The organism is Candidatus Omnitrophota bacterium (assembly GCA_041649175.1).
Classification (GTDB): domain Bacteria; phylum Omnitrophota; class Gorgyraeia; order Zapsychrales; family JBAZNR01; genus JBAZNR01.
The window spans coordinates 554,228-571,879 of record JBAZNR010000001.1; the positions used below are offsets into that span (position 1 = coordinate 554,228).

Sequence of the window (17,652 nt, forward strand, 5' to 3'; positions counted from 1 at the left end):
CATATTTCTTAAACTCCGACGAGAGAAGAGATTTTTAGGCAGTTTATCCGACGAAAAAAATGTGATTTTCAGTTGAACAATCGCGAAAAATAGATACAATTGGAGAGATTATTCTTATGACAACGGATACCATTAATCAATATTTCTCAACGGTGCAAAGCGGACAGATCTACCGTTGCGTTATCGAAACGACCGAAAAAATGCTGATCGAAAAAGCGTTGGCACAATCATCCGGTAATCAACTGATCGCGGCCAGGATCTTGGGGCTCAACCGTAATACATTACGTACCAAAATAAAAAAGCTTAAAATTGATTTTCGGGGATTCAAACTATGAAAGCACAAGGCCTTTACGATCCTTTTTTTGAACACGACAGCTGCGGGGTAGGGTTTGTCGTGAATATGAAAGGAAAAAAATCTCATAAGATCATCCAAGATGCTCTTCAGATATTGGAGAATTTAGGGCATCGCGGAGCTTGCGGCTGTGATCCTAAAACCGGGGACGGGGCGGGTATCAACATTCAAATTTCCGACGCTTTCTTTCGAAAAGAATGTTCCAAAAATCACATCACCCTTCCTAAAGAAGGCGATTATGCCGTCGGGATGCATTTTATGCCCACCAATTCTACCGAACGGGATACCATCGAAAAATGGATGGGCAACATTATCCGCGATGAAGGGCAGAAATTTTTAGGCTGGAGAGGGGTTCCTCACGACGGTTCTGTTATTGGGGAAGTGGCGCGCTCAGGCAAACCGGAATTCAGACAGCTTTTTATCGGCCGCGGCGCGGATACGCCTGCCGAACGATTTGATATTAAATTGCATGTTATCCGAAAAAGGCTTTATCAAAAGATCAGACAATCCGAGCTTGCCCAAAAAGGCTATTACTACCTTTGCAGTTTGTCGACGAAAACCATCGTCTACAAAGGCCAGCTGATGGCAAATCAGTTAAAGCAATTTTTCCCTGACTTAAATGATCCCGCCATGGTCTCTGCGTTAGCCATGGTCCATTCGCGTTACAGCACTAATACGTTTCCGTCATGGGCCTTGGCTCATCCGTACCGTTTTATCTGTCACAACGGCGAAATTAATACATTGCGCGGTAACATTAACTGGATGCATGCGCGTGAACATCAATTTTCTTCTAAGCTTTTAGGAAGTGACCTGCAGAAAATATTTCCGATCGTTATTCCTCTGCGTAGTGATAGCGCCACGTTTGATAATGCGCTAGAAATGCTGGTCTTAGCCGGACGCTCTTTGCCGCATGCCGTTATGATGATGATCCCCGAGGCATGGAGCGGACATGAGTCTATGGATGAGGAAAAAAAAGCTTTTTATGAGTATCATTCCTGTTTGATGGAACCCTGGGACGGGCCGGCATCGATTGCTTTTACCGACGGGCGTTACATCGGCGCTGTTTTGGATAGAAATGGGCTTCGTCCTTCCAGATATTTAGTCACCAAGGATGATGTTGTTATTATGGCTTCCGAAACGGGCGTGTTGCCTATTGCTCCGGAAAATGTTTCCAGAAAAGGGCGTTTGCAACCGGGAAAAATGTTCCTTATTGATACTCAAGAAGGCCGCATCATTGACGATAAGGAACTCAAACATTTCTATGCTACCCGAAAACCTTACGGTCAATGGCTTAAAGAAAATTTAATTCATCTTAAAGAATTGCCGGAACCAAAAAAAGTTTTTGGCCTTGATGAAAAAACGCTGGTGGAGCGCCAGAAGGTGTTCGGTTATACATTGGAAGATTTGAAAATGATCTTGCCTCCTATGGTGACCAACGGCGAAGAAGCGACGGGTTCTATGGGCGCGGATAATCCCTTGGCGGTTCTCTCAGACCGGTCTCAGCCTTTATTTAATTATTTTAAACAACTCTTTGCGCAGGTCACTAATCCGCCGATCGATGCTATCCGCGAAGAGATCGTCATGTCCGAAGATGTCTTTTTGGGCGCCGAAGGAAATCTTCTGGAAGAAACTTCCGAACATTGCCGACGGCTTAAATTATCACATCCGGTCGTGACCAATAGAGAGTTGGAAAAAATCCGTCAGGTCCACAAGCCCGGGCTTAAAGCGACGACATTGCCGATCCTTTTTAAATCTGGTGATGGGACCGGCGGCCTTGAAAAATCCTTAAGCGAACTTTTTTCTGCTGCTGATGCGGCCATCAAAAAAGGTTTTACGATCCTTATCTTGTCCGATCGTGGTGTTAATCGTGACAATGTTCCCATACCGTCTTTGCTGGCGTGCTCTGGGCTTCATCATCACTTAGTCCGTCAAGGAACGCGCACCAAGGTTAGCTTGGTTCTGGAAACCGGTGAGGCGCACGAGATGCACCATTTTGCGGTTTTGATCGGCTACGGCGCTAATGCCATCAATCCTTATCTTGTTTTAGAAACGATCGCAAGCGAGATTAAAAAAGGTGTTTTACCATCTGATCTATCTTATGACCGGGCCGCCAAGAATTTTATTAAAAGTACGCGTAAAGGATTGTTCAAGATCATTTCCAAGATGGGTATTTCTACCATTCAATCTTATTGCGGGGCGCAGATCTTTGAGGCGGTGGGTTTAGGGCAGGAATTGATCGATAAATATTTTACCGCCACACCTTCACGGATCGGCGGCATTGACATCAAGATCATCGCCGAAGAAATGTTGCGCCGCCACGCCCAAGCCTATCCGGCTTTAGGCGATATGGAAAAGATCCTTGATCCCGGCGGAGATTATCAGTGGCGTCAAGACGGTGAATATCATCAATATAATCCGGAAACAATTCCTTTATTGCAATTTGCGGTTCGAAGCGGCCGGTATGAAACTTATAAACAATATGCCAAGATCATCAATGACCGAAATAAGAATTTAGCCAATATTCGCGGGCTTTTGAAATTTAAAAAAGGAAACCCTATTCCCTTATCGGAAGTGGAACCGGCTTCTGAAATTGTAAAACGTTTTGCGACAGGTGCTATGTCGTATGGTTCTATTTCTAAAGAAACGCATGAGACGCTGGCCATTGCCATGAACCGTTTAGGCGGATTTTCCAATACGGGAGAAGGCGGCGAAGATGCCGAACGTTTTAAACCCGATGCCAACGGAGATTTGCGCCGAAGCCGCATTAAACAAGTTGCGCAAGGCCGGTTCGGCGTTACCATTGAATATTTAGTGAACGGCGATCAGTTGCAGATCAAAATGGCGCAAGGCGCTAAACCCGGTGAGGGCGGACAACTTCCTGGACATAAAGTGAGCGAAGAGATCGCCCGCACCCGCTACACAATGCCCGGCGTGCAGCTCATTTCTCCGCCGCCGCATCATGATATTTATTCTATTGAAGATTTGGCGCAACTGATCCATGATCTGAAAAATGCAAACTCAAAAGCTGATATTAGCGTCAAGCTTGTCTCTGAAGTTGGCGTGGGAACAGTGGCGGCCGGTGTGGCCAAGGGTAAATCCGACCATGTTCTTATCAGTGGTTATGAGGGCGGAACGGGAGCGAGCCCGCAGACGTCTATTAAACATGCCGGGCTTCCTATGGAATTAGGCATTGCCGAAACCCAGCAAGTTTTAGTCATGAATGATCTGCGCGGGCGTATCCGCGTTCAGACCGACGGCCAGCTTAAAACCGGCCGTGATGTGGCGGTGGTTGCTATGTTGGGTGCTGATGAATTTGGTTTTTCAACATTGGCACTCATTTCTTTAGGGTGCGTTATGCTTCGCAAATGCCATTTGAATACATGTTCCGTCGGTATCGCGACTCAAGATCCGGAACTTCGAAAGAATTTTACCGGAAAGCCTGAATACGTGACCAATCTCTTTACCTTCATTGCCGAAGAATGCCGTGAGATCATGGCTGAGCTCGGGTTTAGAAAGTTCGATGATATGGTTGGGTGCGTGGACATGTTGGAAACTAAAGAAGCCATCGATCATTGGAAAGCCAAAGGCCTCGATCTAACCTATGTGCTGCACAAGCCCGATGTGCCGGCGCATGTGGCGATTCGTCATACCAGCCGGCAAGATCATGATTTAGCGGGTGCTTTAGACCATGAGCTTATTAAACTTTGCAAAGACGCTATCGAACATAAAAAAGCGGTGAAATTAGAAATACCGATCAAAAATGTCAATCGTACCGTCGGGACGATGCTGTCCAGTGAAATCGCGCGGCGTTATAATCTGGCAGGGCTTGCGGATGATACGATCAAAATTAAATTTACCGGTTCCGCCGGACAAAGTTTCGGCGCCTTTTTGGCTCATGGCGTTACGCTGACTTTGGAAGGTGACTCCAATGATTATATCGGAAAGGGTTTATCCGGTGGAAAGATCATTGTTTATCCGTCCAAATCCGCCACGTTTATTCCGGAAGAAAATATTTTAGTCGGCAATGTGGTTTTGTATGGCGCGGTGATGGGTGAGGCTTATTTTCGCGGGCTGGCCGGAGAACGGTTTGCGGTTCGAAACAGCGGTGCGTGGGCTGTGGTGGAAGGCATGGGCGATCATGGATGTGAATATATGACCGGCGGACGTGTGGTGGTTTTAGGCCCGACGGGGCGAAATTTTGCCGCCGGGATGAGCGGAGGCATCGCCTATGTTTGGGATAAAGATAAAACGTTTAGGAATCGTTGTAATTTAAACATGGTGGAGCTTTTTCCGGTCCAGATAGAATCCGATATTGCTGAATTAAAGACATTGATAGAAAATCATGCGCGTTATACGCAAAGCTCGGTTGCTGAATTTGTTTTAAAGAATTGGAATGCAGTTTTGCCGCAATTCGTCAAAGTGTATCCGAACGATTACCGTCGTGTTTTAGAAGAAGCCGCTAAAGTTTTGGAAGTCAAAGAGGAAGATTTGGAAAAAGAAGTAATGTCGGATATGTAAAAGGGGAAGTATTTCGCCCCCATAGTTTTGTTTAAAGAAACAAACAAAACTAAGCATGGGGGTAATGCCAGATATTTAAGAGGGAAAGCATTATGGGTGATATAAAAGGTTTTATGAAATATAATCGGCAGGATTTTGATAAACAGCCTGCGGCTGAGCGCGTAAAGCATTGGAAGGAATTTACGGCTTCTCCTTCTGACGAAGATTTGCGCAAACAAGGCGGGCGCTGCATGGATTGTGGTATTCCGTTTTGTCAACAAGGCTGTCCGATTGGAAACATTATTCCCGATTGGAATGATCTGGTCTATCGTGACCGCTGGTTAGAGGCCATCGAGCGGCTTCATAAAACGAATAATTTCCCGGAATTTACCGGCCGCGTCTGTCCGGCACCTTGCGAAAATTCTTGTACTTTGGCGATCAATCGCCCTCCTGTCACCATTAAGAATATTGAACTTTCCATTATTGAAAAAGCGTATGAAAAAGGCTGGGTGAGGCCGCAACCGCCGAAATTCCGTACCGGAAAAAAAGTAGCAGTGATCGGCTCCGGCCCGGCGGGCTTAGCTTGCGCGGATCAACTTAACAAATCCGGACACAGTGTTACGGTCTATGAAAAAAATGAATATTTAGGCGGGCTTTTAGCGCTGGGCATTCCGGATTTTAAATTAGAAAAATGGGTCATAGACCGCCGAACTAACCGCATGCGTGATGAAGGTGTTGTTTTCAAAACAAAAGTCAACGTGGGGAAAGATATTAGCAGTAAAGAACTTGCTAAGAAATATGATGCGGTTGTTCTCTGCGGCGGCGCAGAAGCACCGCGCGACTTGCAGGTTGCGGGCCGTGAACTTCAAGGCGTTTATCAAGCGATGGAATATTTGCCTCAGCAAAACCGTATCAATCGCGGACAGAGCATTGACTCTAAAACGAAAATTAACGCGCAAGGTAAAAAGGTCATTGTCTTAGGCGGCGGTGATACCGGTTCAGATTGCGTCGGGACCGCTAATCGGCAAGGAGCTCTCTCGGTCAAACAATTTGAACTTCTTCCCGAACCGCCCAAAGAGCGCGGCGCCAATAATCCTTGGCCGCAATGGGCGCTGATCAAAAGAAAATCGACGTCACACGAAGAGGGTGTTGAGCAGGATTATTGCATTATGACCAAACGTTTATCGGGTGAAGGCGGAAAGTTAAAGAAGCTTCATGCTGTGCGCCTGGAATTTGGAGCCAAAGATCCAAAAACCGGACGCGCCGAGATGAAGGAAGTTTTGGGGTCAGAATTTACGGTTGATGCCGATCTTATTTTTCTGGCCATGGGATTTTTAGGCCCTGTTAAGTCGGGGATGATCGAAGAATTGGGCGTTGCGTTAGATGAGCGTGGTAATGTTAAAACCAATGAACATAAGATGACTTCTGTTCCGGGTGTTTTTGCCGCCGGAGATATGCGCCGAGGCCAATCGCTGGTCGTTTGGGCGATTAATGAAGGCCGCAGTGCCGCCGTCGGCGTTGACAGCTGGCTTTTAGCTCAAAAGAAGAAATAATAGAAAAGAAAAAGATTTTTAGAAGGCCCATCCGCCAAAATGTTTGGCGGATGGGCCTTATTATTTTCTGAACGGTTGACAAAAAATAATCGCAAGAGTATATTGCCCTTTATTGGGGCAATGACGTCCCGGTAAGTTTTCTCTATTTATAGGGCAATGAAGTTCTATAAATTGTTTTGGTTTGGATAAAGGACAAAGAAGTTCTTTAGAAACAGCTCAATGATGAGGAGGATGTTCCATGCTTGAATGGCCTAAGACTAACGATGCGATCGGGGCAGTTAATCGTGGTGATCCGGCGGAATCCGGTTTGTGTACATTGTGCCGCGCGGATTGCAAGGGCAGATGTGAAACATGGCTTTCCAGTTTAAGAGGCAGAAGTCTTCTTTACCCCCGCGATTTTGGTGTTATTACCGCAGGAAGCAGAAATACATCTCACGTTGGCGTATCTTATAGTTCGCTAAGAATTCAAGGTTACAATTACGGAGCCCACGGCCTTCCCAAAGGTTTGTCGAATTCGGCAGACGATTGTATCTTCCCCAATGTTGACGTAGGAACAAAATTTGGCAGGGAAATCGAAACCAAGGTCCGTGTTCCTATTATGACGGGCGCTTTAGGTTCTACCTTTATTGCCGCGAAATATTGGGATTCCTTTGCTATCGGTGCGGCTTTAGTAGGGATGCCGATCGTTGTCGGAGAAAATGTAGTTGGTGTAGACAAAGAATCAGAGATCAAAAAAGGAAAGATCATTAAAGCTCCGGAATTAGACAGGCGAATTGAAACCTATCTAAAGTTCTTTGATGGATTTGGCGCTATCATTGTTCAGATGAACGTGGAAGATACTCGTAACGGTGTTGCCGAATATCTGATGAAAGAATATGGTGATAAAGTTATTATCGAGCTTAAATGGGGCCAAGGCGCAAAGGATATCGGCGGAGAGATCCAAGTCAGTAATCTTGATTATGCCATCTTCTTAAAGAAGCGCGGCTATATTGTTGATCCCGATCCGACGGATCCGACGGTGCAAAAAGCTTTTGAGGAACGGGCGATCAAGACATTCGCACGTCATAGCCGTTTGGGAGGCACGGATGCCGCCAATCCGGAAGAAGTCCGTGAACAATTTATGAAGGAAGTGGAGTATTTACGTAAGATCGGCTACAAAAGAATTACATTAAAGACAGGTTCTTATGGGATGGAAGCACTAGCCATGGCCATCAAATACGCGTCGGAAGCCGAACTTGATCTATTGACCATTGATGGATCCGGTGGCGGAACAGGGATGAGCCCGTGGAATATGATGGAGACTTGGGGTGTTCCGTCACTTTTACTTCATGCGAAGGCTCATGAATACGCGTCTGTTTTAGCCAGTAAAGGACATAAGGTTGTGGATATGGCTTTTGCCGGAGGCTTAGCGCGAGAAGATCATATTTTTAAAGCGCTGGCTTTAGGCGCGCCGTTTACGAAGCTGGTGTGTATGGGCCGCGCGGTGATGATCCCGGGATTTTTGGGGTCGAATATCGAAGGCGTTATTAATCCGGACCGAAAAGAAAAAGTGCACGGCAATTGGAGTGATCTGCCGGCAAATGTCACGCATTTTGGGGCTTCTCCGGAAGAGATCTTTTCCGGATATCATGATGTGCGCAAAAAAGTAGGGGCAAGCCATATGAAGGACATTCCTTATGGGGCGGTTGCCATGTGGACTTTGGTGGATAAGTTAACGGCTGGTTTACAACAACTTCTCGCCGGTGTGCGTAAATTCTCGGTCACACAGATCTCCCGAGATGATCTTTTAGCGGCTAATCGAGAGACAGCCCAAGAAACAGGAATTCCTTTTATTACCGAAGCGCTTGATGAAAGTGCTAAGAAAATATTAGGAGAGTAAAGCTGTTAAGAAAAGAGGTTAAAGAAAGGCGCCCCGCCAAAAATTGGCGGGGCGCCTTTTTGATTTTTTAACAATTTTAACAAAGAGAATATGTTTTATCTTGCCGTAAACAGGCGCGGGCTGTAAAATAACGGCAAGCTTAAAAACCTAAAGGAGATTCTTTGATGACAAAGATCACGGATTTGATCGAGTGGGATTATCTCGGCGCTAAACATAGTATTTATGTGAAACATTTCTTCGATGATGATCGACGCAAAGGAGCGACGATCATTTTTGAAGACCTGACAAGGGATACAGTGACTGAGATCGTTATTCCTTCCAGGGTATTTCCTAAATTTCTAAGGGCTATTAATGGTTAAGGAAAGCATGCCTCTTTTCATCCAATGGATCATTAACGTTTTTGGGTTGATGGTCGTTGTTTGGGTTGTTCCCGGGATCCAATCCCAGCATTGGCTGATCACGGTGATCGCGGCTTTGGTCCTGGGAGTCTTTAATATCGGCTTAAAACCGGTGATCCTTTTATTGACCTTGCCGATCAATTTTTCAACGCTGGGCATCTTCACGCTTTTTATTAACGGATTTATGCTTTATCTTGTTTCCAGATTAATTGACGGATTTTCTATCGCTAATTTCTCAAGTGCTTTTTGGGGAGCGCTGTTGCTGAGCATGATCAGCTTTTTGTTGAACCTTTTTGTGAATCCATCCCATCAATTCAAGTTCTATTTTTACGGAAATAAAAATATGCGCAGTTCACCTCATGATGATGTGATCGATGTGGAAGCGACGACGAAAGATGACGACGACAAACAGCGAATCAATTTCGATTAAAGCAAAAAAGATAACCGCGGATAACTTTCGGCCCTATGGCCGGGTTATTTTCTATCCCGGAAAGGCAAAAAAAAGCAAAAAAGTTAATTTATTTCGCATTGTTGTCAAAGAACCGGTTTATCGTGGCTGGAGGATCGCCTACCTTATTTTGCGCGATAAAATGATCAAGCGTTTAGAACAGCACCCGCATTCTTTTGAAAGCTTCGAACCTGTTACCGGCCAAACACTTCTTTATGTGGCCAGAAAACCACGTAAAAACCATATCAAATGTTTTTATTTGGATCGTCCCATCATCTTAAAGAAAGGTATTTGGCATGGGGTTGTAACACTTTCTAAGGAATCTGAAATAAAACTTACCGAAAATGCGAGCGTGCGCTGTGTTTATGCGCCTTTAGGGTGTTTGTTGGGGCCTTCGAAAAGATAAAGTGATCTTTTTAAATTTTAGGGTTATTTTTAAGAAAGTGGCACGCTGATTATACTTGACTAACCGTTTTCAATGGATATAATGATGCTGTCTTAAAAAACGAATAACGACAATTTAGTTTTACAACAACAAGGAGGGGGAAATGAAAAAAGTTGTTATTGGATTGGTTGCGTTGTTCGCGCTTGTATTTTTTGCATCGCCAAGTTTCGCGCTTTTAAGGAGAGATATACAGATCGCGCGCGGTGAAGTTGTCAGTACGGATATCATGAACAGTCAAGTGACCATCAAAGACGGTGCCGGTGTTTTATCAACGTTCAATGTAGACGCTGGAACAGTCAGATCGCTTATGAAGGGGCAGCGTATCAATATTATTCACAAGGCCGGCAGTAAAACAGCTCAAAATGTTTCTATCCAAGGTGCTGGCCGAGCCGGAAAAAAAGGATATTAGAGCGCTTAGGTTTTTAGTTTTGTAAGTTTCAAGCACTAAAAGATCCTCTACAGTCGATATGATGTTGTAGAGGATTTTTTAGGGAGTTTTTCCAAAAGAAATCTTTTTAAGAAGTACGGCAGCAGCGATCTTTCGTTTGACAGAGTAAGTTTATCTAATATATCGAAGGGCAGATTTTTCCCCATCGCATCAACGATTACGGCCTTTAGGATCAGATGAAAAAAGCCATCCTATACCTTGAAGACGCAAAAACCTTTGAGGGCCGCTCTCTCCTCACGACAGGTGAATTCGCAGGTGAAGTTGTCTTTAATACCTCCCTTTGCGGCTATCAAGAAGTTTTGACCGATCCATCCTATGCCGGCCAGATCGTGGTGATGACTTATCCTTTGATCGGAAATTATGGCATCAATTTGGACGATATGGAGTCCAAAAAGATCTGGGTCAAAGGATTTATTGTCAAAGAATTCTGCCGCACTCCGTCCAATTTCCGCGCGACCAAATCACTCATTGATTATTTGAATGAAAATAATATCATGGCTGTTGAAGGCATTGATACGCGTGCCCTAACGCGTCATTTGCGCCTATTCGGAGCCATGAAGGCGATGATCTCAACCGAAGATTTTGATAAAAAAAGTTTAAGTAAGAAATTAAAAGCTGTTCCGTCCATGGAGGGCAGTGATTGGGTGCGAGAAGTTTCGTCAAAAGAAAAATATATTTGGGAACCCGGGAAAAATTACCGCTTTCGTGTCGCGGCTATTGATTGCGGAATAAAATTCAATATTTTGCGCATCTTGGCAAACTTAGGATGTGAGACCCATGTTTTTCCGGCGACCGCTTCCGCTCAAGAGATAAGATCAATTAATCCCGACGGAATTTTCCTTTCCAACGGCCCCGGCGATCCGGCCGCGCTGCCATATATCATCAAAACCGTTCAGGAACTCATTGGCGTAGCGCCGATTTTTGGGATTTGCTTAGGGCATCAGATCTTAGGGTTGGCCCTAAAAGGGACAACGTATAAACTTAAATTCGGCCATCACGGTGCCAATCATCCCGTGAAAGACCTGAACTTAAATAAGATCGGTATTACATCGCAGAATCACGGATTTTGCGTAGACATTAACAGCCTTCCTAAAGAAGATGTTGAAATTACCCATATCAATCTTAACGATAATACTTTAGAGGGATTGCAGCATAAGAAATATCCGCTATTTTCCGTGCAATATCATCCTGAAGCCGCTCCGGGCCCGCATGATGCTCAATATTTGTTTGAAAAATTTATCGGTTTAATGAATGAACATAAAAATAAGAAAGTTCCTGTGTAATTTATGCCGCGCCGTAGTGATATAAAAAAGATTTTGCTCATTGGTTCAGGCCCCATTATTATCGGCCAAGCGTGCGAATTTGATTATTCGGGAACGCAAGCCTGTAAGGCGCTTCGGGAAGAAGGTTATGAAATTGTTCTGGTCAATTCCAACCCGGCCACCATTATGACGGATCCGGAAATTGCCGATCACACCTATATTGAGCCTTTAACAGCAGATTTTCTAGAACAGATCATCAAAAAAGAACGTCCCGATGCTGTTTTACCGACGCTGGGCGGACAAACCGGACTTAATTTAGCCGTTCAGCTTTATAAACGCGGTGTTTTTGAACAATACAATGTCAAGATGATCGGCGCCAATTATGAAGTTATTCAAAAGGCGGAAGACCGGGAATGTTTTAAGAAAGCCGTTCTTGAAGTCGGTTTAGATGTTCCCAAAAGCTGTTTTGCCCACACGCTGGAAGAAGCCAAAAAAGCGGTTGAGACAATCGGATTTCCTCTGATCGTTCGCCCTAGCTATACCTTAGGCGGGACCGGCGGCGGCATTGTGCATGATATGGATGAACTGGAGCGCGTTGCTTCCTTAGGTTTAGAATCCAGCATGATCGGCGAAGTTTTGATCGAAGAATCCATCGAAGGATGGAAAGAATATGAGCTGGAAGTTATGCGTGATTACAAAGACAATGTGGTCATTGTCTGCTCCATTGAAAATTTAGATCCGATGGGAATCCATACGGGTGATAGCATTACTGTGGCACCGGCGCAAACTTTGACCGATCGGGAATATCAGGAAATGCGTGATGCCTCTATTCGCTTGATCCGGGAAATTGGCGTCGAGACGGGTGGTTCCAATATTCAATTCGCGGTTAATCCCCAAACCGGGCGTATGGTTGTTATCGAAGTTAATCCAAGAGTGTCGCGCTCATCGGCCTTGGCCAGTAAAGCAACGGGATTTCCTATCGCGAAATTTGCCGCGAAATTAGCAGTTGGGTATTCTTTGGATGAAATTCGAAATGATATCACCAAAGAAACGCCTGCCTCGTTTGAACCGACCATTGATTATTGCGTTGTCAAAATTCCTCGGTTTACCTTTGAGAAATTTCCGGAAGCTAAAGATATTTTAGGTGTTTCCATGAAATCCGTCGGGGAAACGATGGCCATTGGGCGCACCTTTAAAGAAGCGTTGCAAAAAGGATTGCGCGGCCTGGAGATCGGCCATATCGGTTTGGACAATAAAATGGATTACCGCAACATTCCCGATGAGAAGATCGAATTAAAATTACGCCAACCGAATGCCTCGCGCATTTTTTATATTAAATATGCTCTGCAAAAAGGGATAAGCCAGAAAACGATTCATGAGTGGACCAAGATCGATCCTTGGTTTATCGCGCATATTGCCGAGATCTTGGAATTTGAAAATACGCTCATCGAAACTTTCCAGAAAGAAAAGAATATTTCTGTGGAATTGTTACGACGGGCTAAAGAATTCGGGTTTAGTGATGCGCAGTTGGCGCAGATCATGGCCACCGATGAGCTAAAGGTGCGCCAACTGCGCAAGAAACTTGGGATAAAAGCGACCTTTAAATCGGTCGATACCTGTGCGGCAGAATTTGAAGCCTATACGCCGTATTATTATTCCACTTATGAAACAGAAGACGAAGCGGTTATCCAAGATGAAAAGCTCAATAAACTAAGCAAAGAAAAACGCAAAAAGATCATGATCTTAGGCGGCGGGCCTAATCGCATTGGACAAGGCATTGAGTTCGATTATTGCTGCTGCCATGCTTCGTTCGCTTTAAAAGAATTAGGTTATGAAACCATTATGGTCAATTCCAATCCCGAAACGGTTTCTACCGATTATGATACTTCCGACCGGTTATATTTTGAACCGCTCACCTTTGAAGATGTCATGAACATTGTGGATGTGGAAAAGCCAGATGGCATGATCGTACAATTCGGGGGACAAACACCGCTTAATTTAGCGCGCCGTTTACATAAAGCTGGAGTTCCCATTATCGGGACCAGTGTTGAGTCTATTGATCTGGCCGAAGACCGCAAGAAATTTTCGCAATTTATCGAGAAAATCGGATTGTCTCAACCCGCCAATGGTTCGGCAACGTCTGCCGAAAAGGCTATTGAGGTGGCATCTCGTATCGGCTATCCTGTTTTAGCCAGGCCTTCTTACGTTTTAGGCGGCCGGGCCATGCGCATTGTTTATGATAAAGAATCTTTATTGTCATTCATTGAAGAAGCAAAAGAAGTTTCTCAGGGGCATCCCATTCTCATTGATAAATTTATTGAAGACGCCATTGAAGTGGACGTTGACGGTATCTGCGACGGAGAAAAAACATTTGTCGCCGGAATTATGGAACATATTGAAAATGCCGGAATTCATTCGGGGGATTCAGCCTGCGTTTTACCGCCGCATACTTTAAGCGAAGAGATCATTGCCGATATTAAGAAGTTTACTTGTTCCATCGCTCAAGGGTTAAAAGTGGTGGGGCTTTTAAATATTCAATTTGCCATCAAAGGAGAAACAATTTTCGTTTTGGAAGTTAATCCTAGGGCGTCGCGCACGGTTCCTTTTGTCAGCAAGGCCACAGGAACTCCGTTGGCAAAAATAGCCGCTCAAATCATGACCGGAAGAAAGGTGGACGACTTTAAATTTATTGATCCGCAAAGCTTGCTTCATGTCTCGGTCAAAGAATCGGTACTGCCGTTTTCGCGGTTTTCAGGTGTTGATATTGTTTTAGGGCCGGAAATGAAATCCACCGGGGAAGTGATGGGTATTGATATGACATTTGGCGCGGCCTTTGCCAAATCTCAGATCTGTGCCAACCAAGCACTGCCCAAAAAAGGAAAGATCTTCATCAGCGTCAATGACCAGGATAAACGTCACATCGTTTTTCTAGCAAAAAAGCTATTCGACCTAGGATTTAAACTGGTGGCAACCAAGGGAACGGTCAAAGTCTTACGTTCCAGCGGTGTGGACGTGGAAATGGTCGATAAATTTGGGGAAGGCAAAAACAATCTGTTGACATTAATTAAAAAAGGTGAGATAAATTTGATAATCAACACTCCTTCCGGTAAAAAAAGTCAATCGGATATGCGCGCTATTCGCGCAGCGGCAATTCTTTATAATATCCCGTGCATTACAACGCTTCAAGGGGCATGGGCGGCAGTGAATGGTATTGAGTCAAGTTTGCAAACAGATTTTTGCGTTCAATCCTTACAAGAATATTACAACCGAAGGAATGAGCAATGTGCGGTATCGTAGGGGTTGCTAATCATAAACAAGCGGCAAAACTTGCCTTTTTAGGTTTGTACGCTCTGCAACATCGCGGCGAAGAAGCCTGTGGCATTGCCAGCTACGATGGCAAGAAAGTCCACCTCAGTAAAGCCTTAGGATTAGTCGCCGACCGGTTCAGCGAAGACATCCTCAAAGGCCTTAAAGGTAAAGTGGCTATCGGCCACTCCCGGTATTCAACGACCGGCTCCAGCAATACGAAAAATATCCAGCCATTTTTAGTCACTCATAAAAATAAACCCGTTGCGATCTCTCACAACGGGAATCTAACCAATACTCAAACCCTTTATAAGAAACTCGAAGAAGAAGGCTCTATTTTTCAGACCACGATGGATTCGGAGATCATTATCCATCTTTTGGCTAAAACAAAAAATGGAGACCTGAAAAGCTGGTTTACGGCCGTATTTACGCAATTAGAAGGGGCTTATTCGGCTGTTTTTCTCGTCGGAGATTGTTTGGTCGGCGTGCGCGATCCGCAAGGCTTTAGGCCTTTATGTCTAGGAAAAGTGGATGATGCTTATGTTTTAGCCAGCGAAACATGCGCCTTGGATTTGATTAAGGCAGAATTTATCCGCGAGATCGAACCCGGAGAAATGGTCTTTATTAAAAATGGACAAATTGAGTCGCATTTCTTGCCGATGGTTGCCGGAAAAAACAAATCTTATTGTATTTTTGAGAATATCTATTTTGCCCGCCCGGACAGCAATATTTTTAATGACAATGTTTATGAAGTACGTAAGCGTTTAGGGATGCAGTTAGCTAAAGAAAGCCCGGTTGCGGGCGCTGATTTTGTGATGGCTATTCCGGATTCAGGTAACTATGCCGCGGTAGGATATTCACAACAATTAAATATTCCCTTAGAGATCGGGATGATCCGCCATCATTATATTGGGCGTACCTTTATTCAGCCGTCGCAGTTTTTGCGTGATTTTAAAGTGCGGGTGAAGCTTAATCCTATCAATCATATTTTAAAAGATAAAAAGATCATTGTGGTGGAAGATTCTATTGTGCGCGGGACCACCAGCCGCAGCCGTATTGAAGAATTACGTAAAGCCGGCGCTAAAGAGATCCATATGCGCATCAGCTGTCCGCCGATCAGGTTTCCTTGTTTCTTTGGCATCGATTTTCCTAACCGAAAAGAGTTGATCGCCGCCAATAAAACGGTCAAAGAGGTTGCTGATTTTATTCGGGTCGATTCGCTGGAATATTTAAGCCTAGAGGGCATGTTAAGCGTTATGAAAGATTCAAAGAATTTTTGCCACGCGTGTTTTTCCGGAAAATATCCGGCTCCGATACCTAAAAACAAAAGCAAATATTTATTAGAAGGGGCATTGTAAAAAATGAGTAAATTCATTTTTGTCACGGGTGGTGTTGTTTCTAGTTTAGGCAAAGGCATTGCGGCGGCCTCCATTGGAAAACTCCTTGAGGCGCGCGGGCTTAAGGTAACTCTGATCAAGTGTGATCCTTATATCAATGTGGATCCCGGCACCATGAACCCTTATCAGCACGGGGAAGTTTATGTTACTCAGGACGGCGCTGAAACAGACCTAGATCTAGGCCATTATGAGCGCTTCACTAACGCCCATCTTACCCAGGATAATAATATTACGACGGGAAAGATCTATTATTCGGTCATTACCAAAGAACGCCGCGGTGATTATTTAGGCAAAACCGTCCAGATCATTCCGCATATTACCGATGAAATAAAAAAATGCATTAGAACGGTTTCGCATGAACGCGATGTTGATGTTACCATTGTTGAGATCGGCGGAACGGTTGGCGATATTGAAAGTTTGCCTTTTCTGGAAGCCATTCGTCAACTGCGCTGGGAATTGGGGATGTATTACGCGATCAATATTCATGTAACGCTTTTGCCGTTCATAAAGTCTGCCGGGGAACAAAAAACAAAACCGACGCAACACAGCGTCGGGAGGCTTCGAGAAATTGGTATTATTCCCGATATCTTGTTGTGCCGCACGGAGCGGACTATTCCCAAAGAACAAAAAGAAAAAATAGCCCTTTTTTGCAATGTGGAACGGGAAGCCGTTATTGAGGGGGTAGATGTAAAACATATTTACGAAGTTCCGCTGGCGCTGCGCAAAGAAAATTTAGATGACCTTATTTTAAAGAAATTAAATATTAAAAGTGAAGAGCGTGACTTAAAAGAGTGGCGGGAAATTGTTATTAAACGCGTCAAAACTCCTACCAAGGAAGTTAATATTTCGGTTGTCGGCAAATATATTGCCTTACCGGATGCCTATAAATCAATTTATGAAGCGTTAGTTCATGGGGGTATTTATAATGACACAAGAGTTGTCATCAATAAAGTTGACTCAGAAGAGTTGACCGAGCATAACGCTCAAAAGAAATTAGGCGGGTCGGACGGCATTCTTATTCCCGGCGGATTTGGGACCAGGGGGATCGAAGGAAAGATCCGGGCTGTGGAATATGCCCGTGTTAATAAGATCCCTTATTTTGGGATCTGTCTAGGTATGCAGGTGGCGACCATCGAATTTGCCCGTCATATTTGTGGACTTAAGGATGCTAACTCGACGGAATTCCATAAAGAAACGAAATATCCGGTCATTAGCCTTTTGGAAGAGCAAGCCCATGTCAAGAATATGGGTGCCACCATGCGCTTAGGCTCGTATCCATGTAAATTAATGAAACATACGTTAAGCGCTCAAGCCTATAAGAAAGAGAATATTACGGAACGGCATCGTCATCGTTATGAACTTAATAATCAATATCGGAAAATGTTCGAAAAAAAAGGCATGATCTTTGCCGGGTTAAATACGCGTAAAGATTTAGTGGAAATTGTTGAGCTTAAAAATCATCCGTGGTTTGTCGGCTGCCAGTTTCATCCGGAATTTCAGTCGAAGCCTGACCGGGCACATCCTTTGTTTGCACATTTTATTGCCGCGTCATTAGAAAAACGGTCCCAGTCGAACCGTAAACTGAAGAATACGGAAGAATCGATCTCTGAAGGGCAGCAGTAAAAAAGATTTGGAGCAATTTCGCGCCCCGCGACAGCGGGGCGCTC

General features: G+C 44.5%; 12 protein-coding genes. All 12 read left to right on the top strand.

Translation table 11 applies throughout. From position 1 onward, the window contains the following. The first annotated feature begins 116 nt into the window (after positions 1-116). Positions 117-335, top strand: coding sequence for a helix-turn-helix domain-containing protein (locus WC676_02005; protein ID MFA5059384.1), 219 nt, complete (start codon positions 117-119; stop codon positions 333-335). Beyond that, positions 332-4,870, top strand: coding sequence for a glutamate synthase large subunit (gene gltB / locus WC676_02010; GenBank protein MFA5059385.1), 4,539 nt, complete (start codon positions 332-334; stop codon positions 4,868-4,870). The genes WC676_02005 and gltB overlap by 4 nt, the downstream gene beginning before the upstream one ends. Positions 4,871-4,962: 92 nt before the next feature. Next, a complete protein-coding gene (locus WC676_02015; protein MFA5059386.1) occupies positions 4,963-6,402 on the top strand; it encodes a glutamate synthase subunit beta in 1,440 nt (479 codons plus the stop codon). A 238-nt stretch (positions 6,403-6,640) separates the two neighbouring features. Then, a complete protein-coding gene (locus WC676_02020; protein ID MFA5059387.1) occupies positions 6,641-8,281 on the top strand; it encodes a glutamate synthase-related protein in 1,641 nt (546 codons plus the stop codon). 164 nt (positions 8,282-8,445) lie between these two features. Next, complete coding sequence (locus tag WC676_02025) at positions 8,446-8,640, top strand: hypothetical protein (protein MFA5059388.1); 195 nt, start codon at positions 8,446-8,448, stop codon at positions 8,638-8,640. Positions 8,641-8,647: 7 nt separating this feature from the next. Then, positions 8,648-9,109, top strand: a complete 462-nt coding sequence (locus WC676_02030) for a phage holin family protein (GenBank protein MFA5059389.1) — start codon at positions 8,648-8,650, stop codon at positions 9,107-9,109. After that, positions 9,075-9,533, top strand: a complete 459-nt coding sequence (locus WC676_02035) for an ureidoglycolate lyase (protein MFA5059390.1) — start codon at positions 9,075-9,077, stop codon at positions 9,531-9,533. Before WC676_02030 ends, WC676_02035 begins: the two co-directional genes overlap by 35 nt. Before the next feature lie 142 nt (positions 9,534-9,675). After that, the gene (locus WC676_02040) at positions 9,676-9,981 is read left to right on the top strand and encodes a hypothetical protein (GenBank protein MFA5059391.1); all 306 of its coding nucleotides are present in this window, start codon (positions 9,676-9,678) and stop codon (positions 9,979-9,981) included. A 215-nt stretch (positions 9,982-10,196) separates the two neighbouring features. Then, on the top strand, positions 10,197-11,303 hold the full coding sequence (gene carA, locus WC676_02045) for a glutamine-hydrolyzing carbamoyl-phosphate synthase small subunit (GenBank protein MFA5059392.1): 1,107 nt from the start codon (positions 10,197-10,199) through the stop codon (positions 11,301-11,303). Between the two features lie 3 nt (positions 11,304-11,306). After that, positions 11,307-14,579 (top strand): carbamoyl-phosphate synthase large subunit, encoded by a 3,273-nt coding sequence (gene carB / locus WC676_02050; protein MFA5059393.1) that lies wholly within the window; start codon positions 11,307-11,309, stop codon positions 14,577-14,579. Further along, the gene (purF, locus tag WC676_02055; GenBank protein MFA5059394.1) at positions 14,564-15,946 is read left to right on the top strand and encodes an amidophosphoribosyltransferase; all 1,383 of its coding nucleotides are present in this window, start codon (positions 14,564-14,566) and stop codon (positions 15,944-15,946) included. The genes carB and purF overlap by 16 nt, the downstream gene beginning before the upstream one ends. Before the next feature lie 3 nt (positions 15,947-15,949). Continuing rightward, positions 15,950-17,608, top strand: coding sequence for a CTP synthase (locus tag WC676_02060; protein MFA5059395.1), 1,659 nt, complete (start codon positions 15,950-15,952; stop codon positions 17,606-17,608). Positions 17,609-17,652: the final 44 nt, after the last annotated feature.

Bases quoted from the DNA above. Each gene is read 5' to 3' on its own strand.
- WC676_02005 (MFA5059384.1), top strand. From the start codon at position 117: ATGACAACGGATACCATTAATCAATATTTCTCAACGGTGCAAAGCGGA.
- gltB (MFA5059385.1), top strand. From the start codon at position 332: ATGAAAGCACAAGGCCTTTACGATCCTTTTTTTGAACACGACAGCTGC.
- WC676_02015 (MFA5059386.1), top strand. From the start codon at position 4,963: ATGGGTGATATAAAAGGTTTTATGAAATATAATCGGCAGGATTTTGAT.
- WC676_02020 (MFA5059387.1), top strand. From the start codon at position 6,641: ATGCTTGAATGGCCTAAGACTAACGATGCGATCGGGGCAGTTAATCGT.
- WC676_02025 (MFA5059388.1), top strand. From the start codon at position 8,446: ATGACAAAGATCACGGATTTGATCGAGTGGGATTATCTCGGCGCTAAA.
- WC676_02030 (MFA5059389.1), top strand. From the start codon at position 8,648: ATGCCTCTTTTCATCCAATGGATCATTAACGTTTTTGGGTTGATGGTC.
- WC676_02035 (MFA5059390.1), top strand. From the start codon at position 9,075: ATGACGACGACAAACAGCGAATCAATTTCGATTAAAGCAAAAAAGATA.
- WC676_02040 (MFA5059391.1), top strand. From the start codon at position 9,676: ATGAAAAAAGTTGTTATTGGATTGGTTGCGTTGTTCGCGCTTGTATTT.
- carA (MFA5059392.1), top strand. From the start codon at position 10,197: ATGAAAAAAGCCATCCTATACCTTGAAGACGCAAAAACCTTTGAGGGC.
- carB (MFA5059393.1), top strand. From the start codon at position 11,307: ATGCCGCGCCGTAGTGATATAAAAAAGATTTTGCTCATTGGTTCAGGC.
- purF (MFA5059394.1), top strand. From the start codon at position 14,564: ATGTGCGGTATCGTAGGGGTTGCTAATCATAAACAAGCGGCAAAACTT.
- WC676_02060 (MFA5059395.1), top strand. From the start codon at position 15,950: ATGAGTAAATTCATTTTTGTCACGGGTGGTGTTGTTTCTAGTTTAGGC.